This window comes from Mycobacterium neumannii (genome assembly GCF_048452905.1).
Taxonomy (GTDB): Bacteria; Actinomycetota; Actinomycetes; order Mycobacteriales; family Mycobacteriaceae; genus Mycobacterium; species Mycobacterium neumannii_B.
Genome location: NZ_JBCGVF010000001.1, coordinates 795,245 through 821,204, shown reverse-complemented (window position 1 = coordinate 821,204; position 25,960 = coordinate 795,245). Strand labels below are relative to the sequence as shown.

The 25,960-nt window shown below is 65.7% G+C and carries 26 protein-coding genes and 2 tRNA genes; 16 read left to right on the top strand and 12 right to left on the bottom strand.

The annotated features are described in order from the left end of the window. Positions 1-20 precede the first annotated feature (20 nt). From trxB to AAHH99_RS04020, 3 genes are all read left to right on the top strand, one after another. Positions 21-992 carry a thioredoxin-disulfide reductase gene (trxB, locus tag AAHH99_RS04030; protein WP_418767471.1) on the top strand — a complete coding sequence of 324 codons (972 nt, stop codon included), beginning with the start codon at positions 21-23 and terminating at the stop codon, positions 990-992. A gap of 13 nt (positions 993-1,005) precedes the next feature. Then, positions 1,006-1,341, top strand: a complete 336-nt coding sequence (trxA, locus tag AAHH99_RS04025) for a thioredoxin (RefSeq protein WP_068201416.1) — start codon at positions 1,006-1,008, stop codon at positions 1,339-1,341. Between the two features lie 143 nt (positions 1,342-1,484). Continuing rightward, entirely contained in the window at positions 1,485-2,681 is a 1,197-nt protein-coding gene (locus tag AAHH99_RS04020; protein ID WP_418767596.1) for an N-acetylmuramoyl-L-alanine amidase, read from the top strand. On the opposite strand, the gene AAHH99_RS04015 is transcribed toward AAHH99_RS04020, so the two are convergent. The 9 genes from AAHH99_RS04015 to rpmH all read right to left on the bottom strand — a co-directional run bounded on the left by AAHH99_RS04015 (position 2,636) and on the right by rpmH (position 9,156). Continuing rightward, complete coding sequence (locus AAHH99_RS04015) at positions 2,636-3,475, bottom strand: acetyltransferase (protein WP_418767470.1); 840 nt, start codon at positions 3,473-3,475, stop codon at positions 2,636-2,638. The genes AAHH99_RS04020 and AAHH99_RS04015 overlap by 46 nt on opposite strands. Before the next feature lie 206 nt (positions 3,476-3,681). Next, positions 3,682-4,665 carry a ParB/RepB/Spo0J family partition protein gene (locus AAHH99_RS04010; RefSeq protein WP_418767469.1) on the bottom strand — a complete coding sequence of 328 codons (984 nt, stop codon included), beginning with the start codon at positions 4,663-4,665 and terminating at the stop codon, positions 3,682-3,684. A 58-nt stretch (positions 4,666-4,723) separates the two neighbouring features. Continuing rightward, positions 4,724-5,800 carry a ParA family protein gene (locus tag AAHH99_RS04005; protein WP_418767467.1) on the bottom strand — a complete coding sequence of 359 codons (1,077 nt, stop codon included), beginning with the start codon at positions 5,798-5,800 and terminating at the stop codon, positions 4,724-4,726. After that, positions 5,797-6,486 (bottom strand): 16S rRNA (guanine(527)-N(7))-methyltransferase RsmG, encoded by a 690-nt coding sequence (rsmG, locus tag AAHH99_RS04000; RefSeq protein ID WP_418767466.1) that lies wholly within the window; start codon positions 6,484-6,486, stop codon positions 5,797-5,799. Before rsmG ends, AAHH99_RS04005 begins: the two co-directional genes overlap by 4 nt. Before the next feature lie 59 nt (positions 6,487-6,545). Then, positions 6,546-7,091 (bottom strand): protein jag, encoded by a 546-nt coding sequence (locus AAHH99_RS03995; RefSeq protein ID WP_418767465.1) that lies wholly within the window; start codon positions 7,089-7,091, stop codon positions 6,546-6,548. 34 nt (positions 7,092-7,125) lie between these two features. Continuing rightward, positions 7,126-8,250, bottom strand: a complete 1,125-nt coding sequence (yidC, locus tag AAHH99_RS03990; RefSeq protein WP_418767464.1) for a membrane protein insertase YidC — start codon at positions 8,248-8,250, stop codon at positions 7,126-7,128. Beyond that, positions 8,243-8,611 (bottom strand): membrane protein insertion efficiency factor YidD, encoded by a 369-nt coding sequence (gene yidD, locus AAHH99_RS03985; protein ID WP_418767595.1) that lies wholly within the window; start codon positions 8,609-8,611, stop codon positions 8,243-8,245. Before yidD ends, yidC begins: the two co-directional genes overlap by 8 nt. A gap of 8 nt (positions 8,612-8,619) precedes the next feature. Continuing rightward, positions 8,620-8,979, bottom strand: a complete 360-nt coding sequence (gene rnpA / locus AAHH99_RS03980) for a ribonuclease P protein component (RefSeq protein WP_418767463.1) — start codon at positions 8,977-8,979, stop codon at positions 8,620-8,622. A 33-nt stretch (positions 8,980-9,012) separates the two neighbouring features. Further along, positions 9,013-9,156, bottom strand: coding sequence for a 50S ribosomal protein L34 (gene rpmH, locus AAHH99_RS03975; protein WP_418767462.1), 144 nt, complete (start codon positions 9,154-9,156; stop codon positions 9,013-9,015). Positions 9,157-9,708: 552 nt separating this feature from the next. Between rpmH and dnaA the strand changes: the two genes are divergently transcribed. From dnaA to AAHH99_RS03920, 11 genes are all read left to right on the top strand, one after another. After that, complete coding sequence (gene dnaA, locus AAHH99_RS03970; protein WP_418767461.1) at positions 9,709-11,193, top strand: chromosomal replication initiator protein DnaA; 1,485 nt, start codon at positions 9,709-9,711, stop codon at positions 11,191-11,193. A gap of 550 nt (positions 11,194-11,743) precedes the next feature. Further along, positions 11,744-12,943, top strand: coding sequence for a DNA polymerase III subunit beta (gene dnaN, locus AAHH99_RS03965; RefSeq protein WP_418767460.1), 1,200 nt, complete (start codon positions 11,744-11,746; stop codon positions 12,941-12,943). A 30-nt stretch (positions 12,944-12,973) separates the two neighbouring features. Further along, complete coding sequence (gene gnd, locus AAHH99_RS03960; protein ID WP_066840976.1) at positions 12,974-13,867, top strand: phosphogluconate dehydrogenase (NAD(+)-dependent, decarboxylating); 894 nt, start codon at positions 12,974-12,976, stop codon at positions 13,865-13,867. Between the two features lie 11 nt (positions 13,868-13,878). After that, positions 13,879-15,039 carry a DNA replication/repair protein RecF gene (gene recF / locus AAHH99_RS03955; RefSeq protein WP_418767459.1) on the top strand — a complete coding sequence of 387 codons (1,161 nt, stop codon included), beginning with the start codon at positions 13,879-13,881 and terminating at the stop codon, positions 15,037-15,039. Further along, positions 15,036-15,590, top strand: a complete 555-nt coding sequence (locus AAHH99_RS03950) for a DUF721 family protein (protein ID WP_418767458.1) — start codon at positions 15,036-15,038, stop codon at positions 15,588-15,590. Before recF ends, AAHH99_RS03950 begins: the two co-directional genes overlap by 4 nt. Positions 15,591-15,824: 234 nt before the next feature. After that, entirely contained in the window at positions 15,825-17,861 is a 2,037-nt protein-coding gene (gene gyrB / locus AAHH99_RS03945; protein ID WP_418767457.1) for a DNA topoisomerase (ATP-hydrolyzing) subunit B, read from the top strand. A 46-nt stretch (positions 17,862-17,907) separates the two neighbouring features. Beyond that, the gene (gyrA, locus tag AAHH99_RS03940) at positions 17,908-21,678 is read left to right on the top strand and encodes an intein-containing DNA gyrase subunit A (RefSeq protein WP_418767456.1); all 3,771 of its coding nucleotides are present in this window, start codon (positions 17,908-17,910) and stop codon (positions 21,676-21,678) included. A 30-nt stretch (positions 21,679-21,708) separates the two neighbouring features. Further along, a complete protein-coding gene (locus tag AAHH99_RS03935; protein ID WP_418767455.1) occupies positions 21,709-22,611 on the top strand; it encodes a DUF3566 domain-containing protein in 903 nt (300 codons plus the stop codon). Positions 22,612-22,706: 95 nt separating this feature from the next. Beyond that, a tRNA-Ile gene (locus tag AAHH99_RS03930) sits at positions 22,707-22,780 on the top strand. Positions 22,781-22,796: 16 nt separating this feature from the next. After that, on the top strand, positions 22,797-22,925 hold the full coding sequence (locus AAHH99_RS03925) for a hypothetical protein (RefSeq protein ID WP_255392538.1): 129 nt from the start codon (positions 22,797-22,799) through the stop codon (positions 22,923-22,925). Next, positions 22,916-22,988, top strand: a tRNA-Ala gene (locus tag AAHH99_RS03920). The genes AAHH99_RS03925 and AAHH99_RS03920 overlap by 10 nt, the downstream gene beginning before the upstream one ends. Positions 22,989-23,015: 27 nt before the next feature. Here AAHH99_RS03920 and cwsA read toward each other — a convergent pair. After that, the gene (gene cwsA, locus AAHH99_RS03915) at positions 23,016-23,456 is read right to left on the bottom strand and encodes a cell wall synthesis protein CwsA (RefSeq protein WP_418767454.1); all 441 of its coding nucleotides are present in this window, start codon (positions 23,454-23,456) and stop codon (positions 23,016-23,018) included. 106 nt (positions 23,457-23,562) lie between these two features. On the opposite strand from cwsA, the gene AAHH99_RS03910 reads away from it, so the two are divergent. After that, the gene (locus AAHH99_RS03910; protein WP_418767453.1) at positions 23,563-24,090 is read left to right on the top strand and encodes a peptidylprolyl isomerase; all 528 of its coding nucleotides are present in this window, start codon (positions 23,563-23,565) and stop codon (positions 24,088-24,090) included. Positions 24,091-24,196: 106 nt separating this feature from the next. On the opposite strand, the gene AAHH99_RS03905 is transcribed toward AAHH99_RS03910, so the two are convergent. Then, complete coding sequence (locus AAHH99_RS03905; RefSeq protein ID WP_418767452.1) at positions 24,197-24,622, bottom strand: PH domain-containing protein; 426 nt, start codon at positions 24,620-24,622, stop codon at positions 24,197-24,199. A gap of 154 nt (positions 24,623-24,776) precedes the next feature. Then, positions 24,777-25,040 (bottom strand): cell division protein CrgA, encoded by a 264-nt coding sequence (gene crgA, locus AAHH99_RS03900; protein WP_418767451.1) that lies wholly within the window; start codon positions 25,038-25,040, stop codon positions 24,777-24,779. Between the two features lie 80 nt (positions 25,041-25,120). On the opposite strand from crgA, the gene AAHH99_RS03895 reads away from it, so the two are divergent. Next, complete coding sequence (locus AAHH99_RS03895) at positions 25,121-25,906, top strand: DUF881 domain-containing protein (RefSeq protein ID WP_418767450.1); 786 nt, start codon at positions 25,121-25,123, stop codon at positions 25,904-25,906. Positions 25,907-25,960 lie beyond the last annotated feature (54 nt).

Here is a 25,960-nt window from a genome sequence, read left to right as displayed (position 1 = left end):
AAAGTGGCAGAAAGGCGCTCATGACCACCACATCCACGGTTCACGATCTGATCATCATCGGATCCGGTCCGGCCGGCTACACCGCAGCGATCTACGCGGCGCGTGCGCAGTTGAAGCCGCTGGTGTTCGAAGGCGTCCAGTTCGGCGGTGCGTTGATGACCACCACCGAGGTGGAGAACTATCCCGGCTTCCGCAACGGCATCACCGGTCCCGAGTTGATGGACGAGATGCGTGAACAGGCGTTGCGCTTCGGTGCGGACCTGCGCATGGAGGATGTCGACGCTGTCTCGCTCGAGGGTCCAGTCAAGACCGTCACGGTCGGCGACGACACCTACCGGGCCCGCGCGGTCATCCTGGCGATGGGCGCTGCGGCCCGGCACCTCGGCGTGCCGGGCGAGGAGGCCTTGATGGGCATGGGCGTGAGCACGTGCGCGACCTGTGACGGGTTCTTCTTCCGCGAAGAGGACATCATCGTCGTCGGCGGCGGCGACTCGGCGATGGAAGAGGCGATCTTCCTCACCAAGTTCGCCCGCAGCGTCACCCTGGTGCACCGCCGCGACGAGTTCCGCGCGTCGCGGATCATGCTGGATCGTGCCCGCGCGAACGAGAAGATCACGTTCCTGACCAACACCGACGTCCTCGAGATCGAAGGCAGCCCCAAGGTCAGCGGAGTCCGGTTGCGTAACAAGGTGACCGGCGAGGAGTCGAAGCTGGCCGTCACCGGTGTCTTCGTCGCGATCGGCCACGACCCGCGTTCGGATCTGATTCGCGGCCAGGTCGACCTCGACGAGGACGGTTACGTCCTGACGCAGCAGGGTTCGACCAGCACCTCGATCGAAGGTGTCTTCGCCGCAGGCGATCTCGTCGACCGCACTTACCGCCAGGCCATCACCGCTGCGGGCACCGGCTGCTCGGCGTCCATCGACGCCGAACGCTGGCTCGCCGAAATCGGTTCTGGCCCAAGCGATGAAACCATCGAAACACCCGTCTGATAGGAGTACCCCGATGACCGAGACCACCGGATCCACGGTAGCGGTGACCGACGACTCGTTCTCTCAGGACGTGTTGTCCAGCAGCACACCGGTGCTGGTGGACTTCTGGGCGACCTGGTGCGGTCCCTGCAAGATGATCGCCCCGGTGCTCGAGGAGATCGCCACCGAAAAGGCGGGCGCGCTGACCGTTGCCAAGCTCGACGTCGACGCCAACCCGGTCACGGCGCGGGATTTTCAGGTGGTGTCGATCCCGACGCTCATCGTGTTCAAAGACGGCTCCCCGGTGAAGCGGATCGTCGGCGCAAAAGGCAAGGCTGCGCTGCTGCGCGAGCTTTCTGACGTGCTCTAGCGGCCCTCCGGCGCGGCAATCCAGGGCACGGACACCCGCCTGGCGTTTTCTTGAATCGGCGAAGCGTCTGCGACAATCGTGCCTAGCCCGTCAACTTGGTCGGCGCCCTCGCGCAGCTGACAACCGTGACTGAAAGGCCGCATATGTCCAGTCTGCGTCGCGGTGACCGCGGGTCCGCGGTCACCGAGATCAGGGCTGCATTGACGGCGCTGGGCATGCTCGACAACTCCGACGAGGAGATCACCACCGGCAGGCATATCGCGCTGGACCTGTTCGACGCCGAACTCGACCATGCCGTGCGCGCCTTCCAACAGCATCGAGGTCTGCTGGTCGACGGGATCGTCGGCGAAGCGACGTATCGTGCGCTCAAAGAAGCGTCGTACCGGCTTGGTGCCCGCACCCTCAGCCACCAGTTCGGTGCCCCGATGTTCGGCGACGACGTCGCCACACTGCAGGCCCGACTCCAAGACCTCGGCTTCTACACCGGCCTCGTCGACGGACATTTCGGTCTGAGCACGCACAACGCGTTGATGTCGTACCAGCGCGAGTACGGCCTGTACCCCGACGGGATCTGCGGCCCGGAGACGTTGCGCTCCTTGTACTTTCTGGGATCACGCGTCACCGGCGGCTCTCCGCATGCGATTCGCGAGGAGGAGCTGGTCCGCCGCTCCGGTCCCCGGCTCTCGGGTAAGCGCATCATCATCGACCCGGGCCGCGGCGGTGACGACCACGGTCAGATCATGCAAGGCCCGAGCGGGCCGATCAGCGAGTCAGACATCGTGTGGGATTTGGCGAGTCGGCTTGAGGGGCGGATGACCGCGATCGGGATGGAGACGTTCCTGTCGCGGCCGGCCAACCGTGCCCCCTCGGACGCCGAACGCGCCGCGACCGCGAACGCCGTCGGAGCCGACCTGATGATCAGCCTGCGCTGCGCCACCCAGCCCAGCCCCGCCGCCAACGGTGTCGCGTCGTTCCACTTCGGGAACTCACACGGCTCGGTGTCCACCATCGGCCGCAATCTAGCCGACTTCATCCAACGAGAAGTAGTGGCCCGCACCGGATTACGCGATTGCCGCACCCATGGGCGGACGTGGGACCTGTTGCGTCTGACCCGAATGCCCACGGTGCAGGTCGACGTCGGCTACATCACCAACCCGCACGACCGGGCCATGCTGGTGTCCTCGCAGGCCCGCGACGCCATCGCCGAGGGCATGCTCGCCGCCGTCAAGCGGCTCTACCTACTCGGTAAAAACGACCGTCCCACAGGGACTTTCACGTTCGCCGAACTGCTCGCTCACGAACTCTCGGTCGAGCAGGCCGGACGCGTCAGCCCGTCCTGACCGCCGATCGCGGTCAAAGACACCGAACTCGCACCCGCACCGACCGGCTGGCGTAACTGCGCGAACTCGAACAGCCGCTCCAACGCCGCTTCGACATCGGCCTTCCAGCCCAACCCCTGCTCCAACTCCAGACGCAGTCGTGGGAAGTACCGGTGCTGGGCGACAATGACGAAGCCCGCGTCCAGAAGTAGGTCGGCGTCGAGCACGCACTGTTCGACCGAGCAGTCGCCGAGGACTTCCAAGACCGGGCGCAGCGCCGGCGTCACCGCACCCGGTTCGGCGAGCTCGCGGACTTCGGTGGTGTGCGCGAACGCTTCGAGCGCACGGGCGCCGCGGCGAACAAGATCACCCACCACAGCCGAGATCAGCGCCCGCGACAATCCCTCGGAGTCCTCACCGGATTCGATACCCAACGACGTGAGTAGGACGGCGTCGGCGCTGACGGGTGCGGTCGGGAACCGGTGTGCACGGGGGACGGCACCGGGCGGCGCGTAGAACGCGTATCCCAGGCACGCCTCGTCCCCGCGCAGCGGAACGGGTCCGTCGTCGGTCTCGCCCTCGGCACACTGCACCGCGACCTGACCGCACGATCCCCATTCGAGCATGACCATCGACAGCCATGCTTCTTTCTCGAATTCGGGATCCGACAGGTGGTCGTCGACGCCGGGAACCGCGGCGCCGGTCGCATCCCGCCCGAGGGTCGAGGGATCGACCTCCCAATACACGCAGCGACGGGCATGCTTGGGCAACTGCTCGAACGCTTCGAGCCGCAGAGGCGTGATGCGTGCCGACACTAGAGTCCCCGAGTCCTACGCGGTGCAGAGGTACATAGCTGCCCCTCCAGAATAGAAGGGTGCGGACACCTCGACGCTCCGATTCGGGTGCCTCTCGCACGGAGCGGCGAAACGCGTTGTGTCACAGGTGGTTTCCTTCGAAGGCGGCGATCACGGCGATGAGGCCCGGGTTGTGTCACAGTGACGTAATTACCCGGTGTGGTAGGTCACCGTTCGGATGCGCTCATCAGTTCGACTATGCGCTGCAAATCGTCGACTGATCCGAATTCGACCACGATCTTGCCCTTGCGTTTGCCGAGGCTGACCGTGACTCGCGTATCGAACGCCGTGGACAGCCGCTCGGCAACGTCCTGGAGGCCCGGCATGTTGATCGGCTTGCGCTTGGGCGCGGCCGGCGCCGCCGGGCCCGCGCTGTTGGCCACCGTGACCGCTTCCTCGGTCGCTCGCACGGACAGCCCCTCGGCGACGATGCGCGCGGCGAGCTCCTCCTGCTTCTCCGGTCCGCCTTCCAGCGACAGGAGAGCGCGCGCATGTCCGGCGGAGAGCACCCCGGCGGCGACCCGGCGCTGCACGGCGATGGGCAGGCGCAGCAACCGGATCATGTTCGTGATCACCGGACGCGAGCGCCCGATCCGCGACGCCAGTTCATCGTGGGTGACCTCGAATTCGTCGAGCAGCTGCTGATAGGCGGCCGCCTCCTCCAACGGGTTCAGTTGCACGCGGTGGATGTTTTCCAACAACGCGTCGCGCAGCATGCTGTCGTCGGTAGTCTCACGGACGATCGCCGGGATGGTGGCGAGGCCGGCCTCCTGGGCCGCGCGCCAGCGCCGCTCCCCCATCACGAGTTGGAAGCGGGCACCTCCAGGTTCGGGCTGCGGAAGCGCGCGCACGACGATCGGCTGCATTAGGCCGAACTCGCGGATCGAGTGGACGAGCTCGGCGAGCGCCTCCTCGTCGAAGACCTGGCGCGGCTGCCGCGGGTTCGGCTCAATCGATGCCGGGTCGATCTCGCGGTACACCGCGCCGACCTCGTTCACCACACCGTTGGACGGCCCGCCGATCACGACATCGGCGGCCGCGTCACCCATCCGCGGACCGAGCCCGGACTGGTCGCCGTCCGCTGGGCCGGTGGGGATGAGCGAAGCCAGGCCACGGCCGAGACCGCTGCGCTTGCGTGTGGGTTGGCTCATCGTCTGCTCCTCTTCGCGTAAGCGCTCATCGGTACGTTCTGCCTTTCTCCGCAAACGCTCATCGGTTGTTTCGATTCTGACCGCGATCGGCGATCTCGCGGCTGGCGTCCAGATAACTCATCGCTCCGCGCGAGCCCGGGTCGTAGCCGAGGATCGTCATCCCGTAACCGGGCGCCTCGGACACTTTGACGCTGCGCGGGATGACGGTGCGAAGAACCTTGTCGCCGAAGTGGGCCCGCACATCGGAGGCCACCTGGTCAGCGAGCTTGGTTCGGCCGTCGTACATCGTCAGGATCACCGTGGTCACGTCGAGTTGCGGATTGAGGTGGGCCTTGACCATTTCGATGGTCCGCATCAGCTGGCCGACACCTTCCAGTGCGTAGTACTCGCACTGGATCGGGATCAGCACCTCGGGCGCCGCGACGAACGCGTTGATGGTGAGCAAGCCGAGCGACGGCGGACAGTCGATGAACACGTAGTCGAAGTTGAACTCCGTGAGCGACGCCAGCGCCGTGCGCAGGCGGCCCTCGCGGGCCACCATGCTCACCAACTCGATCTCGGCGCCGGCCAGGTCGATGGTCGCGGGCACACAGTAGAGCCGTTCGTTGTGCGGGCTGCGTTGCAGCGCATCGCGCAGCGGGATCTCTCCGATCAAGACCTCATATGACGACGGCGTCCCCGGCCGGTGCTCGATGCCCAGTGCCGTGCTCGCGTTGCCCTGTGGGTCGAGGTCGATGACGAGCGTCTGCAGTCCCTGTAATGCGAGCGCCGCCGCGATGTTGACGGCCGTGGTCGTCTTGCCGACCCCACCCTTCTGATTGGCGATCGTGAACACGCGCTGCCGATCAGGCCGCGGAAGGCTGCCCTTCGACGCGGCGTGGAGCAGTCGCACCGCACGCTCGGCCTCGGCGCCGATCGGTGTATCGAGACCGACGGGATCCTCCCATCGGTCCTGCTCCGCCTTCTCCGGCCACTTCTCCTTTTGGGTGTCAGTGGTGCGCGGCGAGGTTTCACGTGAAACATCGGCCGTTCGGGCTGCGCGTCCGACAGCGATCACGCCGGTTTCACGTGAAACATTCGCGGGCTGACCAACGGATTCCGCGGGTGCCTGCACCCCGTTCTGCGATGCGCTCATCCTCGTCTCCTGCCCGTTGGCCGGTGCGTTACCGTCTTCTCCCGCCGTGCCACGACGACGGTCGCGGGTGGATCCAAGTAGTTCGCGCCACACCTCATCACCCTTACATCGGCCGCGCCAAGCGACGCCATCACACGCCGGTGGTCGCGGATCTCCTCTTCGGCACGCTCACCCTTCAAGGCGAGCATGTGGCCGTCGACGCGAAGGAGCGGCATGCTCCATCGGGTCAGCTTGTCCAGGGAGGCCACCGCCCTGGACACCACTACGTCCGTCTCCCCCAACTGCTTCCTCACCCCCGGCTCCTCGGCCCGCCCGCGAATGACCGTGACGTCGATTCCGAGTTCGTCGACCATCTCGCGCAAGAACTCACTGCGGCGGAGGAGTGGTTCGATGAGCGTCACATGTAGGTCGGGTCGGGCCAACGCCAACGGTATCCCGGGAAGCCCCGCGCCACTACCGATGTCGGCGACTCTCTGGTCCAGCCCGACGAGTTCGGACAGCGCCGCGCTGTTGAGGATGTGACGCTCCCAGATTCGCTCGACTTCCCGCGGACCGATCAGCCCGCGCTCGACGCCTGCGCCCGCAAGCGTCGCGGCGTATCGCTGGGTCCGGTCGAGGCGCTCCTTGAACAAGGAGGCGGCCACGTCCGGCGGCGCCGACACATCCCCATGTTTCACGTGAAACATCCTCCGGATCGTCGCGTCGGACCGACGACGACAATGAACTACACAGTTGTAACTCTGGGTCAGTCGGCGAGGACAACCACGCGGCGCGACGGCTCGACGCCCTCGCTCTCGCTGTGGACGCCGTCGACGGCCGCCACCGCGTCGTGCACGATCTTGCGCTCGAACGGCGTCATCGGGTCGAGCTCTTCGCGCTCGCCGGTCTCGAGCACCCGGCGCGCCACCTTGTCGCCGAGCGCGGCCAGCTCGTCGCGGCGCCTGCGCCGCCAGCGTGCGATGTCGAGCATCAGGCGGCTGCGCTCCCCCGTCTTCTGGTGCACGGCCAGCCGCGTCAGTTCCTGCAACGCGTCGAGCACTTCGCCCTTGCGGCCCACCAACTTGTTCAGGTCGGCGCCGCCGTCGATGCTCACGACCGCGCGGTCCCCCTCAACGTCGAGATCGATGTCGCCGTCGAAGTCGAGCAGGTCCAGCAACTCCTCGAGATAGTCGCCCGCGATCTCCCCCTCGGCGACCAGCTTCTCTTCCAGATCGTCCTCGGCTACCGGCGCGGAGGCATTGCTGTCCTCATCGACGATTTCGTCGCGCTCGGTCGTCTCGGCGTCAGTCATGTCCTTCTCTCCTCATCCCACCGGGCTCGCCCGGTCACCGTTTACGTTTCTTGGATCGCGCGCCGGGTCGCGGGCTCGCCCCGGGTCGCGGCGTGCGGTTCGCCGCGCCGCTCGCGGCCTTGCCCGGGCTGCTGCCCGTCGGCTTCTCGGACGCCGCGCCGTTCTCAGACGCGGCCTCGATGCTTTCGGGCTCGTCGCTCGACGCCGGCTCAGAAACCTCGGAGGCCTTCCCCGTCTGACTCTTGCGGGTGCGTTTCGGCTTGGCCCCCGGCGGCGGTGCGTTCTTCGCCTGCCGCTCCTGCGCCTCGAGCTTCTTCGCCTCTTCTTCCTTCTCGATCTTGCCGAACACATAATGTTGCTGACCGAACGTCCAGATGTTGTTCGCGAGCCAGTACATAATGATGGCCAGCGGCAGGAACGGCCCGCCGGCGACGACGCCGAACGGGAACACGTACAGCGCCAGCTTGTTCATCAACGCCGTCTGCGGATTGGCTGCCGCTTCGGGGCTCTGCCGCGCCACCGAGGCCCGGCTGTTGAAGTACGTCGCGACGCCGGCCAGGATCATGATCGGCACACCGACGGCGATCACCGACGCACGGTTGAACTCCTTGAACGCGTCTAGGCCCGTCGTCTGGATCATCCACCCACCGATCGGCGCGCCGAACAGATGGGCGTCCAGGAAGTGCCCGACGTCGGTGGCGCTGAACACGTAGTTGGGCAGCGACCGGTTCGTCGCCGGATCCAGGTGCTGGGCTCCGATCCCGTAGCCGCCGGTGCGGTTGAACGACCGCAGCACGTGGAACAGCCCGATGAAAACCGGAATCTGAGCGAGCATCGGCAGGCAGCCGAGGATCGGGTTGAACCCGTGTTCCTTCTGGAGCTTCTGCATCTCCAGCGCCATACGCTGACGGTCCTTGCCGTACTTCTTCTGCAGCGCCTTGATCTGAGGCTGCAGCTCCTGCATCTGGCGCGTGGTCCGGATCTGCTTCACGAACGGCTTGTAGAGGATCGCGCGCAGGGTGAACACCAGGAACATCACCGAAAGCGCCCAAGCGAAGAAGTTCGACGGACCCAACAGGAAGGCGAACAGCTTGTACCAGACCCACATGATCGCCGACACCGGGTAGTAGATGATGTCGAGGCTGAACCAGTTAAACACGCGTCTCGCTTCCTGCTCGCAATGCTGGATGGCCGCCACTGACGTCGGCAGTGGTGTTCCGATCCTCTGAAGACTCGTCCGCGGGAGCGCCCGCCACGTTTTCGTCGCCGTGTCCGCCGGCTGCCGGGCGGTCCGGGATCGGGTCCCATCCTCCCCTATGCCACGGCCCGCATTTCAACAGCCGTACCATCGCGAGCCAACCGCCGCGCACCAGCCCATACTCGGTCAATGCGTCGACGGCGTACTGGCTACAGGTCGGGGTGAATCGACACGTCGGCAGCCGCAACGGCGAGATGGTGTGGCGGTACAGCTGGATCACGAAGATGACGGCGCGCGCCGTCCGCGCCCCGGCCGACCTCAGCCCCGTCTTCACCGGGCGGCCTCGGAGCCGTGTCTGACTCGGCGAAGCGCGGTGCGCAATTCTTGTTCGAGTCGGGCCGATATCGCATGCCGGCTGCTGGGCAGGGCGCGGATCACCACACGATCGGCGGGGTCCAGCTCATCGATGAGGGATCGCGCAACATGGCGCAGCCGCCGCGCGACACGATGGCGTTGCACCGCGGTGCCGACGGCTTTGGAGACGACCAGTCCGATCCGGGGTCCGGGCTCTGAGGCCTCGTCGGACCGCAAGGCGTGCACGACGAGATCGGGCTGCACAGCGCGCACCCCTCGGCTGACCGTGTTTCCGAACTCCGTCGAACGCGTCATGCGGTACCGCGCCGGAAGCACCAGCGTCAACTCCCGCTCGAAGTCACGTGGGAGTCACGCAGTCAGCTTGCGCCGACCCTTGCTCCGGCGGTTCGTGACGATCGCACGGCCTACCCGGGTGCGCATCCGCAGCCGAAAGCCATGCACGCGCGCCCGGCGCCGGTTGTTCGGCTGGAAGGTCCGCTTGCCCTTGGCCACGGCTGTCTCCTTGTTGCGTCTGGCACCCGCAGCCCCCACCGACGACGTACGAATCGGTTTGGACGCAGTTGCCGTTGGTAAGCTCGTCCATCTTGCTAGCCGGCGCGGCCCCCGGTCGATGCCCGGGTCGCAGCCGTATCGCCTCGTACGGGCGACTGTTCGAGGGTACTGAGGAGATTTCGCTGGGTCAAACCTGGCCGAATGTCAGTGTGGACAGCCACATTTGCAACACGCGTCACCCCCGACCAACAGCGGAAAATATCCGTCCACGCAATGTTGCAGAACGGTTGGCACCCGCGAAGAAAACTGTTAGCTTCTGCCAGTGCCGTTCGATAACGAAACGGCGACGGACAACGAAGCGAGGATGCCCGACCAGTCGTGAGCCCACAGGATGCCTCACATCTGTGATGTGGCCCGACCCGCGGCCTCCCCGCCGGTAGAAAACAGAACGACGACGACTGTCCAGTCTCCACAGCCTGTGGATAACTTTGTGGACAGATCGTCATCGTTCCTTTGGTCGTCTCTGGGCCGGCCGCAAGGGGGTAGTCGTCGTTGACAGCTGACCCCGACCCCCCGTTCGTGGCCGTGTGGAACACCGTGGTCGCCGAACTCAACGGCAGCCCCGCAGGTGCGGGTGGCGACATGGCGGGTCCGGGCCTCACTCCTCAGCAACGAGCCTGGTTGAAGCTGGTCAAACCCCTTGTGATCACCGAAGGCTTTGCCCTGCTGTCGGTGCCCACCCCGTTCGTGCAGAACGAGATCGAACGTCATCTGCGGGAGCCGATCATCACCGCGTTGAGCCGCCAGCTCGGACAGCGCGTCGAACTGGGTGTGCGCATTGCCGACCCCGGGCCCGACGACACCGATGGTCCGCTCAGCGGACTCTCGGCCGTCGGTGAACCCGACGAAGTCGACGAGGATCTCGAAGCCAGGGTCAGCGCCGAGGAAAGTTGGCCGACCTACTTCACCAGCCGGCCACCGAACACGCTGACCGACGACCCGACGGCAGTCAACCTCAACCGGCGCTACACCTTCGACACGTTCGTCATCGGCGCCTCGAATCGGTTTGCTCACGCGGCGACGCTCGCGATCGCCGAGGCCCCCGCGCGCGCGTACAACCCGTTGTTCATTTGGGGTGAGTCCGGGCTGGGCAAGACCCACCTGCTGCACGCGGCGGGCAACTACGCCCAGCGGCTGTTTCCCGGGATGCGCGTCAAGTACGTGTCGACCGAGGAATTCACCAACGACTTCATCAACTCGCTGCGCGACGACCGCAAGGCCTCGTTCAAGCGCAGCTACCGCGACATCGACGTGTTGTTGGTCGACGACATCCAGTTCATCGAAGGCAAGGAAGGTATCCAAGAGGAGTTCTTCCATACCTTCAACACGCTGCACAACGCCAACAAGCAGATTGTGATCTCGTCGGACCGGCCGCCCAAGCAGTTGGCGACCCTCGAGGACCGGTTGCGCACCCGCTTCGAGTGGGGACTGATCACCGACGTCCAACCCCCGGAGCTGGAGACGCGCATCGCAATCCTGCGCAAGAAGGCCCAGATGGACCGTCTCGATGTGCCCGACGACGTCCTCGAGCTCATTGCCAGCAGCATCGAGCGCAACATCCGCGAACTCGAAGGCGCCCTGATCCGGGTCACCGCGTTCGCGTCGTTGAACAAGACCGCGATCGACAAGTCGCTGGCCGAGATCGTGCTCCGCGATCTGATCTCCGATGCCAGCACCATGCAGATCAGCACCGCGGCGATCATGGCCGCCACCGCCGAGTACTTCGAGACGACGGTCGAGGAGTTACGCGGCCCCGGTAAGACCCGCGCGCTCGCACAATCGCGTCAGATCGCCATGTATCTGTGCCGCGAGCTGACCGACCTGTCCCTGCCGAAGATCGGGCAGGCGTTCGGCCGTGACCACACCACCGTGATGTACGCGGAGAAGAAGATTCGCGGTGAGATGGCCGAGCGGCGTGAGGTCTTCGATCACGTGAAAGAACTCACGACGCGCATCCGTCAACGCTCCAAGCGCTGACTCACTTCGCCCCACTCCCCTGCTGTCGCGCTCGTTCGCGTCCGGATGCGGCCGTCCCGACAGAAATTTCGTCAAAAATCTTCTGTACCGCTGGCATCGCCAGTCACAGCGAGGCGTTGTGCACACCGGTGTGGAGAACCTGGGATCAACGGCCGAACTGCCACCCGATTGCTACACAACCTCCAGCATCTCCACAGTCTGTCCCGCCCGGCGCCGCGGTCATCCACAGTTACCTCACAGCCGCCTACGCCCGTAAGCAGCGCTGACATGTATTCATCCCCAGTCTCCACAGGCCCTAATACTGTTGCTTGTATATCTCTGAAGAATCTCCTTCGAAGAAGGCACTTGGGGAAGCACGGAACCATCGACGGTCCCAGCGGCCGAAGGGCCTCGATGTCACCCCGATCGATTAGCTTTCAAGTTGGGGCGGAAAGCTCTACGGTGATTCAGCACAGCCGTTACCGTCGTCGGGGACGCATCGTTGAGACGCGTGGTGAGACACCGGGAAACCGCTGTTGAGGCTTGTCGTGATTGTGATCGAAGGGACCCTATGGACGTGGCGACGACAACGGTTGGTGTCACCGATCTGAAGTTCCGTCTGGTACGTGAAGACTTCGCCGAAGCCGTGGCATGGGTGGCCCGCAATCTGCCCACCAGGCCCACGGTCCCAGTGCTCGCCGGCGTCCTGCTGACCGGCTCCGAGGACGGGTTGACGATCTCCGGATTCGACTACGAGGTTTCCGCCGAGGTGCGGGTGCCCGCCGAGATCGCTTCACCCGGCAGCGTTTTGGTTTCCGGTCGGCTGTTGTCCGACATCACGCGGGCGTTGCCCGCCAAACCGATCGACGTCAGCGTCGACGGCACGCGGGTGTCGCTTACGTGCGGTAGTTCGCGCTTCTCGCTACCGACGATGGCCGTCGAGGACTACCCCACGCTGCCGGCACTGCCCGACGAGACCGGCGTGGTGTCCGCCGAACTGTTCTCCGAGGCGATCGGCCAGGTCGCCGTCGCGGCCGGCCGCGATGACACGCTGCCGATGCTGACCGGTATCCGCGTCGAAATCGCCGGGGAGAAGGTCGTTTTGGCCGCCACCGACCGGTTCCGGCTCGCGGTCCGCGAATTGACGTGGTCCACGGCCGGGCCTGACCTGGAAGCCGCCGTGCTGGTGCCCGCCAAGACACTTTCGGAAGCGGCCAAAGCCGGCTCCGATGGCGGCGACGTGCACCTGTCGCTGGGTGCCGGATCGGCGGTCGGCAAGGAAGGCCTGCTCGGTATCAGCAGCGGGGGCAAGCGCAGCACCACTCGTCTGCTCGATGCGGAGTTCCCGAAATTCAGGCAATTGCTGCCCACCGAGCACACCGCGATGGCCACGATCGGTGTCGGTGAACTCACCGAGGCCATCAAGCGTGTGGCGCTGGTGGCCGATCGCGGCGCCCAGGTGCGGATGGAATTCTCCGAGGACTCGCTGCACCTGTCGGCGGGCGCCGACGACGTGGGCCGCGCGGAGGAGGATCTTCCGGTCAGCTTCGCCGGCGATCCACTGACCATCGCGTTCAACCCCACGTATCTGACCGACGGCCTGAGCTCGTTGCATTCCGAGCGGGTTACCTTCGGTTTCACGACGCCCAGCCGTCCCGCGGTGTTGCGTCCGGCCAATGACGACGACGCAGATGTCGGTGCGACGGGACCGTTCCCCGCCCAGCAGACCGACTACGTCTACCTGCTGATGCCGGTGCGCCTACCTGGCTGACCGGCCCGACGCCACGGAAGGGGCGCACACATGCAACTCGGCCTGGTCGGTCTCGGCAAAATGGGCTTCAACATGCGCGAGCGTCTGCGCGAAGGAGGCCATGAGGTCGTCGGTTATGACCCGAGACCGGAAGTGACCGACGTGCCCACGCTCGCGGCGCTGGCCGAGGCCCTCGTCGCCCCGCGGGTGGTGTGGGTCATGGTGCCCTCGGGACCGATCACCCACGACACCATCGCCGCCCTCGCGGAAGAGCTCGGCGAGGGCGACCTGGTGATCGACGGCGGAAATTCGCGCTACACCGAGGACGGCCCACACGCGAAGTTGTTGGGTGACAAGGGAATTACCTTCATCGACGCCGGTGTTTCCGGCGGTGTGTGGGGTTTGACGGAAGGCTACGGCCTGATGGTCGGCGGCAGCGACGCCGACGTCGAACGCGCGATGCCGATCTTCGACACGCTGCGACCGCCGGGGCCGCGCGAAGACGGGTTCGTGCACGCCGGGCCGGTCGGTGCGGGCCATTACGCGAAGATGGTGCACAACGGCATCGAGTACGGCTTGATGATGGCCTACGCCGAGGGTTATGAGTTGTTGGCCGCCGAAGAACTGATCACCGACACCCAGGCCGTCATCCAGGCGTGGAGCAACGGCACCGTCGTGCGGTCCTGGCTGCAGCAGCTGTTGGCCAAGGCGCTGAAGGAAGACCCCGAATTCGGTGAGATCAGCGGCTACACCGAGGATTCCGGTGAGGGCCGGTGGACCGTCGAGGAAGCCATCAGCCATCGGGTGCCGATGCCGGTGATCGCGGCGTCGCTGTTTGCGCGCTTCGCCTCGCGGCAGGAGGACTCGCCCGCGATGAAGGCGGTCTCTGCTCTGCGCAACCAATTCGGTGGGCACGCGGTCAAGCGAGTCAGCGAGTCGGGGTAGGCGGTCGCGTCGTGTACGTCCGCCGCCTGGCGTTGACCGACTTTCGATCGTGGCCGCGCCTCGAACTGGATCTCGAACCAGGCCGCACTGTATTCGTCGGCCCGAACGGCTTCGGTAAGACGAATATCGTTGAGGCGCTGTGGTATTCGTCGACGCTCGGATCACACCGGGTCGCCACCGACGCTCCCCTGATCCGGACCGGCGCCGAACGCGCGGTGGTGTCGACCATCGTCGTCAACGAAGGCCGGGAACTGTCGGTGGACCTGGAGATCACGGCCGGGCGTGCCAATAAGGCACGTATCAACCGCTCCCCCGTTCGCTCCGCCCGCGAGATTCTCGGCGTGCTGCAGGCCGTGCTGTTCGCCCCGGAGGACCTGGCGCTGGTGCGTGGCGACCCCGGTGAGCGGCGCCGATATCTCGACGAACTCGCCACCACCCGGCGTCCGCAGGTCGCCGCGATCCGCGCGGACTACGACAAGGTGCTGCGCCAGCGGACCGCGCTGCTGAAGACGGCATCCGGTGCTCGATTCCGCGGTGACCGAAGCGTTTTCGACACCCTCGACGTGTGGGACGGCCACCTCGCCGAGAAGGGCGCGAAGCTCATCGCGGCACGGGTGGATCTGGCCACCCAACTGGCCCCCGAGGTGGAGAAGGCATACCAACTGCTGGCGCCGTCGTCGCGGCCCGCGGGGATTCGCTACCGCAGCGGTGTGGACGTGGTGGAAGCAGAGGCGGCGGTAGGCACCGCTGATGCGGAGATGTTCGAGGCCGCCCTGCTCGATGCGTTGGCGCGCCGGCGCGACACCGAATTGGAACGCGGCATATGCCTGGTGGGGCCCCACCGCGACGACCTCGAACTGCGATTGGGCGATCAGGTCGCCAAAGGCTTTGCCAGCCACGGGGAATCATGGTCGATGGCGTTGTCGTTGCGGTTGGCCGCCTACGAGCTACTACGCGCCGAGGGGAGCGATCCGGTGTTGTTACTCGACGATGTGTTCGCCGAACTGGACAAGGCGCGCAGGCAGGCACTGGCAGCCGTCGCGGCCTCGGCCGAGCAGGTCTTGGTCACCGCCGCGGTCTCAGAGGACGTCCCGGCGGACTGGGATGCGCGCAGGATTGGAGTGACGATGCGCGACGAGGATTCCGGACGAATTTCGGGGGTGGAGCGGTGACGTCGCCCGACGATGAAGTGAGGCCGCCCGAGCACCTGGCGAACCTGCGCGGTATGGATCTGGTCCGGCGCACGCTCGAGGAGGCGCGCGGTGCGGCACGCAGCCAAGGTAAGGAGGTCGGTCGCGGTCGCGGCGCGGCGCCTCGAAGGATCGCCGGTAACAGTCGTCGGCGGTGGTCGGGTCCCGGCCCGGACTCACGCGATCCCCAGCCGTTCGGACCCGCGGCCAGTGATCTGGCCCGCAACCGCGGATGGTCCGGCCGCGTCGCCGAGGGCACGGTGTTCGGCCGCTGGACCGGTGTGGTCGGTGAGGGCATTGCCGCGCACGCGACGCCGACCTCCCTGAATGATGGTGTGCTGACCATCTCGGCGGAGTCCACCGCGTGGGCGACGCAGTTGCGGATGGTGCAGGCGCAGGTGTTGGCCAAGATTGCGGATGCGGTGGGCGACGGCGTCGTCAAATCGCTGAGAATCGTCGGCCCGGTCGCGCCGTCGTGGCGCAAGGGCCGCTACCACATCGCCGGCAGAGGACCGCGCGACACATATGGATAGCGGCGGGAACCGCCGTTGCCTGAATGGCGCGAGAACGCCGCAATCCTAGTTCTCAAGCGTCTTCAGGCTCCCGAGATCGAGAAATTCCACAGGCGGCCCAAATAGGTGTGCAGAAACGCCGCCTCAGAGTCGGTGCTGTCAAGCTCTGCCGGTAGGATGGAAGGCAGATCCGCAGGCGGTGGTCGACCGCCGCGCCCGCCTTTCCCGGCAAGAGACCAAGGAGACCCGTCCAACGTGGCTGCCCAGAAGAAGAGTGCTCCTAAGGAGTACGGCGCCGATGCAATCACCATTCTCGAGGGTCTCGAAGCCGTCCGCAAACGTCCGGGCATGTACATCGGGTCCACCGGCGAGCGTGGTCTGCATCACCTGATCTGGGAGGTCGTCGACAACGCGATCGACGAGGCGATGGCCGGCTACGCCACCCGGGTGGACGTGAAGATCCTCGCCGACGGCAGCGTCAGCGTGACCGATGACGGGCGCGGCATCCCCGTCGAGAAACACAAGCAGGCGGGCATCCCGACCGTCGACGTCGTCATGACCCAACTGCACGCCGGCGGCAAGTTCGGCGGCGAGAACAGCGGATATGCAGTCTCGGGCGGTCTGCACGGCGTCGGTGTCTCGGTGGTCAACGCGCTGTCCAGGCGGGTCGAGGTTACGATCCTGCGGGACGGCTACGAGTGGTTCCAGTACTACGACCGCTCGGTGCCCGGTGAGCTCAAGCAGGGCGGCAAGACCAAGGAGACCGGCACGACGGTGCGGTTCTGGGCCGACCCGGACATCTTCGAGACCACCGAATATGACTTCGAGACGGTCGCTCGCCGGTTGCAGGAGCAGGCGTTCCTCAACAAGGGCCTGACCATCGAGCTGATAGACGAGCGGGTGACCGCCGAAGAGGTCGTCGACGAGGTGGTCAGCGATACCGCCGAGGCGCCCAAGAGCGCCGACGAGAAGGCCGCCGAGAACTCGAAGCCGCACAAGGTCAAGCACCGTGTCTTCCACTACCCCGGCGGTCTGGTGGACTTCGTCAAGCACATCAACCGGACGAAGACGGCGATCCAGCAGAGCATCATCGACTTCGACGGCAAGGGTCCCGGCCACGAGGTCGAGATCGCGATGCAGTGGAACGCGGGCTATTCCGAGTCGGTACACACCTTCGCCAACACCATCAACACCCACGAGGGCGGTACCCACGAGGAAGGCTTCCGGGCCGCATTGACGTCGGTGGTCAACAAGTACGCCAAGGACAAGAAGCTCCTCAAGGACAAGGACCCGAACCTCACCGGTGACGACATCCGCGAGGGGCTGGCCGCGGTGATCTCGGTGAAGGTCGCCGAACCGCAGTTCGAAGGCCAGACCAAGACGAAACTCGGCAACACCGAGGTCAAGTCATTCGTGCAGAAGATCTGCAACGAGGAGCTGACTCACTGGTTCGACGCGAACCCCGCTGAGGCTAAGACCGTTGTGAACAAGGCGGTTTCGTCGGCGCAGGCCCGGATCGCCGCGCGCAAGGCACGGGAACTGGTGCGCCGCAAGAGCGCCACCGACATCGGCGGTCTGCCGGGAAAGCTCGCCGACTGCCGTTCCACCGATCCGCGCAAGTCGGAACTGTATGTGGTGGAGGGTGATTCGGCAGGCGGCTCGGCCAAGAGCGGCCGTGACTCGATGTTTCAGGCGATCCTGCCGCTGCGCGGCAAGATCATCAATGTCGAGAAGGCCCGCATCGACCGGGTGCTGAAGAACACCGAGGTCCAAGCCATCATCACCGCGCTGGGCACCGGCATCCACGACGAGTTCGACATCTCGAAACTGCGCTATCACAAGATAGTGCTGATGGCCGACGCCGACGTCGACGGCCAGCACATTTCGACGCTGCTGTTGACGCTGTTATTCCGGTTCATGAAACCGCTCATCGAAAACGGCCATGTGTTCCTCGCGCAGCCGCCGCTTTACAAGCTCAAGTGGCAGCGCAGCGAGCCGGAATTCGCCTACTCCGACCGCGAGCGCGACGGGTTGCTCGAGGCGGGTCGCAAGGCGGGCAAGAAGATCAACCCCGACGACGGCATCCAGCGGTACAAGGGTCTGGGCGAGATGGACGCCAAGGAGCTGTGGGAGACGACGATGGACCCGTCGGTGCGGGTGCTGCGGCAGGTGACCCTCGACGACGCTGCGGCCGCCGACGAGCTGTTCTCGATCCTGATGGGCGAGGACGTCGAGGCTCGCCGCAGCTTCATCACACGAAATGCCAAAGACGTTCGCTTCCTTGATGTTTAGCGACAAGGACACCGGCGCAAATTCAACCCGATACTAAGGCTGACTGATGACTGACACGACGTTGCCGCCCGGCGACGAAGCAGGCGATCGCATCGAACCGGTCGACATCCAGCAGGAGATGCAGCGCAGCTACATCGACTACGCGATGAGCGTGATCGTCGGGCGCGCGCTGCCCGAGGTGCGCGACGGCCTCAAGCCCGTGCACCGCCGGGTGCTCTACGCGATGTTCGACTCCGGCTTCCGTCCGGACCGCAGCCACGCGAAATCCGCACGCTCCGTTGCCGAAACGATGGGTAACTACCACCCGCACGGTGACGCGTCGATCTACGACACCCTGGTCCGGATGGCCCAGCCATGGTCACTGCGTTACCCGCTGGTCGACGGGCAGGGCAACTTCGGCTCGCCGGGCAACGACCCACCTGCGGCCATGCGCTATTGCCTGACGGGCGACGCATTGGTGCGCTTGCCGTTTGGGCAATCGGTTCGCATCGGTGACGTCGTCGCCGGAGCCCATCCGAACTCGGACAACAGCATTGATCTCAAGGTCCTCGACCGGCACGGGAATCCCGTGATTGCCGACAAATTGTTCCATTCCGGCGAACATGAGACATACACCGTCCGCACCGCAGAGGGTTATGAGGTCACGGGCACTGCCAACCACCCGTTGCTATGCCTCGTTGACGTGGGTGGTGTGCCGACGCTGCTATGGAAACTGACCGAAGAAGTTCGACCGGGCGACTACGTAGTTCTCCAGCGCACCGCGCCGACGGAGTTCGGTCCCGCGGACTGGCAGGACACGTTGGAGGCGCTACTGCTCGGAGCCTTCATCAGCGAGGGTTTCGTATCGGAAACCCGTGCTGGTTTCAACAATCTGGACCGCGATTTCTTCAACGCCGTCCTGACTGCTTACGACACAATTGTCGGTGGTCGGCGCTACGTATCGTCGCGCACGATCGCCTCGGGCTCCGTGCTCCACGAGCTCGACATACAGAACCTCACTGCGCTGAAGAAGACCCGACTCGGCGAATTGGTGGGGCAGCGCTCGGCCGACAAGGCGGTGCCGGAATGGCTGTGGAATGCACCGGCTGCCGTTAAACGAGTGTTCTTGCAGGCGCTGTTCGAGGGAGACGGATCGTGTTCTGCGCTGCCGCGTAACATGATTCAGGTCTCGTATTCGACACGCAGCGGACGCCTTGCCAAGGACATCCAGCAGATGCTGTTGGAATTCGGGGTGATCTCGCGCCGCTACGTACACGCGACCGGGGAGCACAAAGTCGTGCTGACAAGCAGGGCGCAGGCAGAACTGTTCGCTGCGCAGCTTGGATTCGGCGGAATGAAGCAGGCAAAGCTGCAGCGGTTACTGGACGCACTTCCCAAGGCGGCAGCCGGCCGGGACGGTGACTACGTCCCAGGTCTCGCGCAATTTGTTCGCAAGCATAGCGGTAGCCGCTGGGTCGATAGGGACTGGCTGAACAGACACAACATCGATCGGCTGTCTCGCTGGCAGCGCGATGGCGCTGAGATTCTCGGCCGTATCGCCGATCCAGACGTCCGGGCGATCGCTCAGGAACTCACCGACGGTCGGTTCTTCTACGCCCGTGTGGCATCGGTGACTGACGCGGGCGTGCAGCCCGTGTACAGCCTGCGAGTCGATACGGCAGACCACTCGTTCATCACGAACGGCTTCGTCAGCCACAACACCGAGGCGCGGCTCACTCCCCTGGCCATGGAGATGCTGCGCGAAATCGACGAGGAGACAGTCGATTTCATCCCGAACTATGACGGGCGTGTGCAGGAGCCCACGGTACTGCCGAGCCGGTTCCCCAACCTGTTGGCCAACGGTTCGGGCGGTATCGCCGTCGGTATGGCCACCAACATTCCGCCGCACAACCTGCGTGAGCTAGCCGACGCGGTGTACTGGTGCCTGGAGAACTTCGACGCCGACGAGGAGGCCACGCTGGCCGCCGTCACCGACCGCGTCAAAGGTCCGGACTTCCCCACTTCGGGCCTGATCGTGGGGTCCCAGGGCATCAGCGACATGTACACCACCGGCCGCGGGTCGGTGCGCATGCGCGGTGTGGTGGAGATCGAGGAGGACAGCCGCGGCCGCACCGGGATCGTCATCACCGAGTTGCCGTATCAGGTCAACCACGACAACTTCATCACCTCGGTCGCCGAGCAGGTCCGCGACGGCAAGCTCGGTGGGATCTCCAACATCGAGGACCAGTCCAGCGACCGCGTCGGACTGCGCATCGTCATCGAGATCAAGCGCGATGCGGTCGCCAAGGTGGTGCTCAACAATCTCTACAAGCACACCCAGCTGCAGACCAGCTTCGGGGCCAACATGCTGTCCATCGTCGACGGCGTTCCGCGGACGTTGCGCCTCGACCAGCTGATCCGCCATTACGTCAATCACCAACTCGACGTGATCGTGCGGCGCACCCGCTACCGGTTGCGCAAGGCCAACGAGCGGGCCCACATCCTGCGCGGTCTGGTCAAGGCGCTCGACGCGCTCGACGAGGTGATCGCGTTGATCCGGGCGTCGGAGACCGTCGACGCGGCGCGCCAGGGCCTGATCGAGCTGCTCGACATCGACGACATCCAGGCCCAGGCGATCCTGGACATGCAGTTGCGCCGCCTGGCCGCCCTGGAACGGCAGCGCATCGTCGACGACCTGGCCAAGATCGAGGCAGAAATCGCCGACCTCGAGGACATCCTGGCCAAGCCCGAGCGGCAGCGCGCGATCGTGCGCGACGAACTCAAAGAGATCGTCGACAAGTACGGCGACGACCGGCGCACCCGGATCGTGGCCGCCGACGGTGAGGTCGCCGACGAGGATCTGATCGCCCGCGAGGACGTCGTCGTCACCATCACCGAGACCGGCTACGCCAAGCGCACCAAGACCGACCTGTACCGCAGCCAGAAGCGCGGCGGCAAGGGCGTGCAGGGCGCCGGGCTCAAGCAGGACGACATCGTCAACCACTTCTTCGTCTGCTCGACGCACGACTGGATCCTGTTCTTCACCACCCAGGGCCGGGTCTATCGCGCCAAGGCATACGAACTGCCCGAGGCGTCGCGCACCGCGCGGGGCCAGCATGTGGCGAACCTGCTGGCGTTCCAGCCCGAAGAGCGGATCGCGCAGGTCATCCAGCTCAAGACCTACGAGGATGCGCCGTACCTGGTGTTGGCCACCCGCAACGGTCTGGTGAAGAAGTCGCGGCTGGTCGATTTCGACTCCAACCGCTCCGGCGGCATCGTCGCGATCAACCTGCGCGACGGCGACGAACTCGTGGGTGCGGTGTTGTGCTCGGCCGACGACGACCTGCTGCTGGTGTCGGCCAAGGGTCAGTCCATCCGGTTCTCGGCAACCGACGAGGCGCTGCGGCCGATGGGTCGGGCGACCTCCGGTGTGCAGGGCATGCGGTTCAACACGGACGACGAGCTGCTGTCGCTGAACGTGGTGCGGCCGGATACGTATCTGCTGGTCGCAACCTCCGGTGGATACGCCAAGCGCACCGCGATCGAGGAGTACCCGGTACAGGGCCGCGGCGGTAAAGGGGTACTGACGATCCAATTCGACAAGCGCCGTGGCAATCTTGTGGGTGCGTTGATCGTCGATGACGACACAGAGTTGTACGCCATCACCTCCGGTGGGGGCGTCATCCGGACGGCGGCTCGCCAGGTTCGCAAGGCCGGGCGGCAAACCAAGGGCGTTCGGTTGATGAACCTGGGTGAGGGCACGACACTGATAGCCATCGCGCGCAACGCGGAGGAAGGCGACAGCACCGACGAGGTCAACACCGACCCCGGTGCCTGATCCGGGGACGGGACCAGTGAGGAGCCGTAGGTGAGTTCACCGAACGAGCCGGGACGCCCCCGCGGGGGCGACAGTCCAGGCGGCGCCAACGGCTCCGCGACCAACCAGGACGCCCTCGGCACGCGGTCCGAGGTTCCCGACCGCGCCGAGGTGCCGCCGTGGCAGCGCGGCCCCGCGGCGGCGCGGACCGCACAGCCGGGTCAGCGGCCTCCGGAGCCACCGAGGCGGGCTCCTGGGCCGGGCCCGCGCGAGGGCAGCCAGGGCGACGACGGGCATCCACCCGAGCGGACGGCCGAGGACCAGCGCGGCAATCCGAACAACTCCCCGAATGTCGGTGGCCGACCGAACCGCTTCATGGTGGGCGGTTCGACGCCGACTGAAGAGGTGCCGGCGCGCAGCGAGCGGTCCGAGTCGCCACGGCCTGAGGCGTACGCCAGCGAGCTACCGGACCTCTCCGGGCCGATGCCGCGTCCGGCGCAGCAGCGCAAGCCCGCCGACCGCCCGCACCCGGAACCGGGAAGCCGGCCCCCGGTCGGGGCTCGCGTCCAGGTCGGCGCCCGGCACAAGGGCCCGGTGCGGGCCAGCATGCAGATCCGCCGGATCGACCCGTGGAGCACGCTCAAGGTGTCGGCGGTGCTGTCGGTCGCGCTGTTCTTCGTGTGGATGATCGCCGTCGCGTTCCTGTACCTCGTGCTCGGCGGCATGGGCGTGTGGAGCAAGCTAAACACCAACGTCGGTGACTTGCTCACCAGCGCGGGCGGTGGTTCCGGCGGCGAGCTGGTGTCCAGCGGAACCATCTTCGGCGGCGCCACGCTCATCGGGTTGGTCAACATCGTGCTGCTGACCGCGATGGCGACCATCGGCGCGTTCATCTACAACCTGACCACAGACTTGGTCGGCGGCGTGGAAGTCACGCTCGCCGACCGGGATTGATTGTCGGCCCGCCGACGGAACTGAGGCCTACACCGCGGTTTGGGCGCGAGCCCACGATTGCGGTAATCTCGTCGCTCGGCCATCGGAGCCGGTACGGGGCTATAGCTCAGGCGGTTAGAGCGCTTCGCTGATAACGAAGAGGTCGGAGGTTCGAGTCCTCCTAGCCCCACGGAAAGGTTCACACCATGAGGCGGGTGCTGCTGATCGCCACGGCGATCGCCGCGGCAGTCACCGTCGCGGTCTGGCGCTCGCGCCACGGCATCGAGGTGTGGCACGCGGCGCCCGACGCGCCGCCTGCAGACCAGGGGCCTTAGCTCAGTTGGTAGAGCGCTACCTTTGCAAGGTAGATGTCAGGAGTTCGATTCTCCTAGGCTCCACTTCGATTCCCGGCCGCCTGAGATCGCTCAGGGTTTCGGCGTCACTTCCACACTCGGCGGCAGCGGCGAGGGCTCGGGTTGCGTCGACCGGCGCACGATCGAGAACGCGACCGCTCCCCCGGCCACCGCGACGACACCGGCCGCCGCCAACAAGAGCCGGCGCCTCCGCTGGCTGGCCTTGACAGCACGCGTGGGAGCCGTCCCTTGCAACACCTGGGAAACGGCTTCCTGCGCCGCGGCGAGCTCCTGGGCGATCGCCTGTTGCGCGGCGGCCAGATCCTCGCTCAGCTGAGCTTTGATGCGGCCCCGGCGATACCGGTCCCCCACCCACGCCGCCGACGACTGCACGCCGTCGACTCCGAGACCCAGAGCGCCTCGCGTGACATCGACCGGCCCGACCGCCGTGTACTTCAGGCCGCGGCTCAACCGCTGGCCGGGGGTCAACCGGATCTCGGTCCTGGTGCTCATGGGCGTGCCTTTCTCGCGGCCGGGGTGCGACCACAACAGACTGCCATTTACCCGAACCCAACGGTGCCGGAAGGGCACCGAACGCGGCGTGGCACACTGACATCCCGTGACGAGCCCCATTCAGACAGCGACTGCGACACTGCACACCAATCGCGGCGACATCAAGATCGCACTCTTCGGTAACCACGCGCCCAAGACCGTGGCCAACTTCGTCGGCCTGGCGCAGGGGACCAAGGACTACAGCGGTGAGAACGCATCGGGCGGCACGTCCGGACCCTTCTACGACGGCGTGGTCTTCCACCGCATCATCGACGGCTTCATGATCCAGGGCGGCGACCCCACCGGTACGGGTCGCGGCGGGCCGGGCTACAAGTTCGAGGACGAATTCCACCCCGAGTTGCAGTTCGACCGGCCCTACCTGCTGGCGATGGCCAACGCGGGACCCGGGACCAACGGGTCGCAGTTCTTCATCACGGTCACCAAGACCCCGCACCTCAATCGCAAGCACACAATCTTCGGTGAGGTCGTCGACCCGGAGTCGCGGAAGGTCGTCGACGCCATCGCGACCACCGCGACCGACCGCAGCGACCGGCCAACCGATCCGGTGGTCGTCGATTCGATCACGATCGCCTGACGCGCGACCGCCGAAGGCTTGCCGAGACCACCGAGACGACGGTTTCTGACGAAGTTCGCGCCGTACGCATCAGTAACCGCAGTCTCGGCACCGGCAACGTAACCGCTCAGGAGGATCCCTTGCCGGCATAGCCGGCTTGGGTCAGCGCGTCGAGCACGTGCAGCGGGTCGGTGCCCAGATCCCAACGGGTGAACACGATCAGGTCACCACTGTGGGTGTCGATCTCGAGTAGCCGGACTTTGCGGGCCAACCGGCGGAACTCCGTGATCCGGATCAGTTTGATCTCGGTGCGTGGCAAAACCTTGGTGCCGAACCACCCGCGGCTGACGAGGGTGTCATTTTTGATTGCCAGCTTGGGTCGTGCGCGCCACGAGAAGATTGCAAACACGAGCAAACCCACCCCGGCAACGCCGCCGAGGAGACGCCCCGGCGGGTCTGTGATCAGGCTCACAGCGACGGTAGCCAAGATAATTCCGCCTACGGCGCATGCTGCGACGCCGCCGGCGGGAGGGCTCCACTGAGTTTGCTGCACGCGTTCTCCACACCCTTCCACCGGGATGTATGCGGTTATCCACAAGTGCTATCCCCAATGGGGATGAATCACATCCGTGTGATCCGATTACCGAACGGTTGCTGGCAGGGTAACGCCAGGCGACGAGGTTGAATTCATTTCAGAGGGAAGAATCTCAGCGCCACCGCATGGTGAGCAACAGCCCGGTAATCATGAAAGCAAAGGCGATCGCGTAGTTCCACGGGCCGAGCTCGGCGAGGAACGGGATGGCCGACGACGCCAGCTGGAAGACCAGTAGCCAGACCAAGCCGATCAGCATCAAGCTGATGAACAGCACGACGAACCAGGTGCTCGACGGCCCGGCTTTGACCTTGACGGGCGTACGACTCACCGGGTTGGCAGCGAAGTCGTTCTTCTTGCGGACCTTGGACTTGGGCATGGCTACCTTCGGGACAACTGAGTGCGACGATGTACCTACGAGCCTAACGTAGGCCCGGCACACCAGAGTCAGGGAAGCAGTTGCAGCGGTCGCATCGTCGGAAGCCGACGCCGCAGGCGGTCGGTCGGCGGTCGACGTCGTGGCGGTACGGGGTTCCGGTGGTCTGTCTGCTCGCCGGCCTGCTGCTCGCCGCCACCCACGGCGTCTCCGGCGGAGACGAGATCCGCCGCAGCGACGCCCCCCGTCTGGTCGATCTGGTCCGCGAAACCCAGCAGTCCGTGGACCGGCTCAGCGCAGAACGCGATGCGCTGGTGTCGACCGTCGACAGCCACCACGGGGGCAGCCCGGGCGCGGATGCGGCCCTGACCGCGATCACCGCCCGCTCGGCGCGACTGGCCACCGAGGCGGGCCTGGAACCGCTACGCGGCCCAGGCCTGGTCGTCACGCTCAACGACGCGCAACGCGACGCCGAGGGTCGCTTCCCCCGCGACGCGACCCCAGACGACCTCGTGGTGCACCAGCAGGACATCGACGCCGTGCTCAACGCGTTGTGGAGTGCGGGGGCCGAGGGCATCCAGATGCAGGACCAGCGCATCATCGGCACCTCGGCGCCCCGGTGCGTCGGCAACACCCTGCTGCTCAACGGGCGCACGTACAGCCCGCCCTACGTCATCACCGCGATCGGTGACGCGCCCGCGATGCAGGCGGCCCTGGCTGCCGCTCCCCTGGTCACGCTCTACCGCCAGTACGTGGTGCGGTTCGGCCTGGGGTATTCGGAGGAACCGCGGGCGTCGGTCGAACTGGTCGGCCACAAGGAGCCGCTGCGGATGCAGTTCGCCAAGCCCGCGGGACCGATCGGATACTGACAGCGATTTCGGTGTCGCCGGTCGCGCCAGGCGCAACCAAGTACACCGAAACCG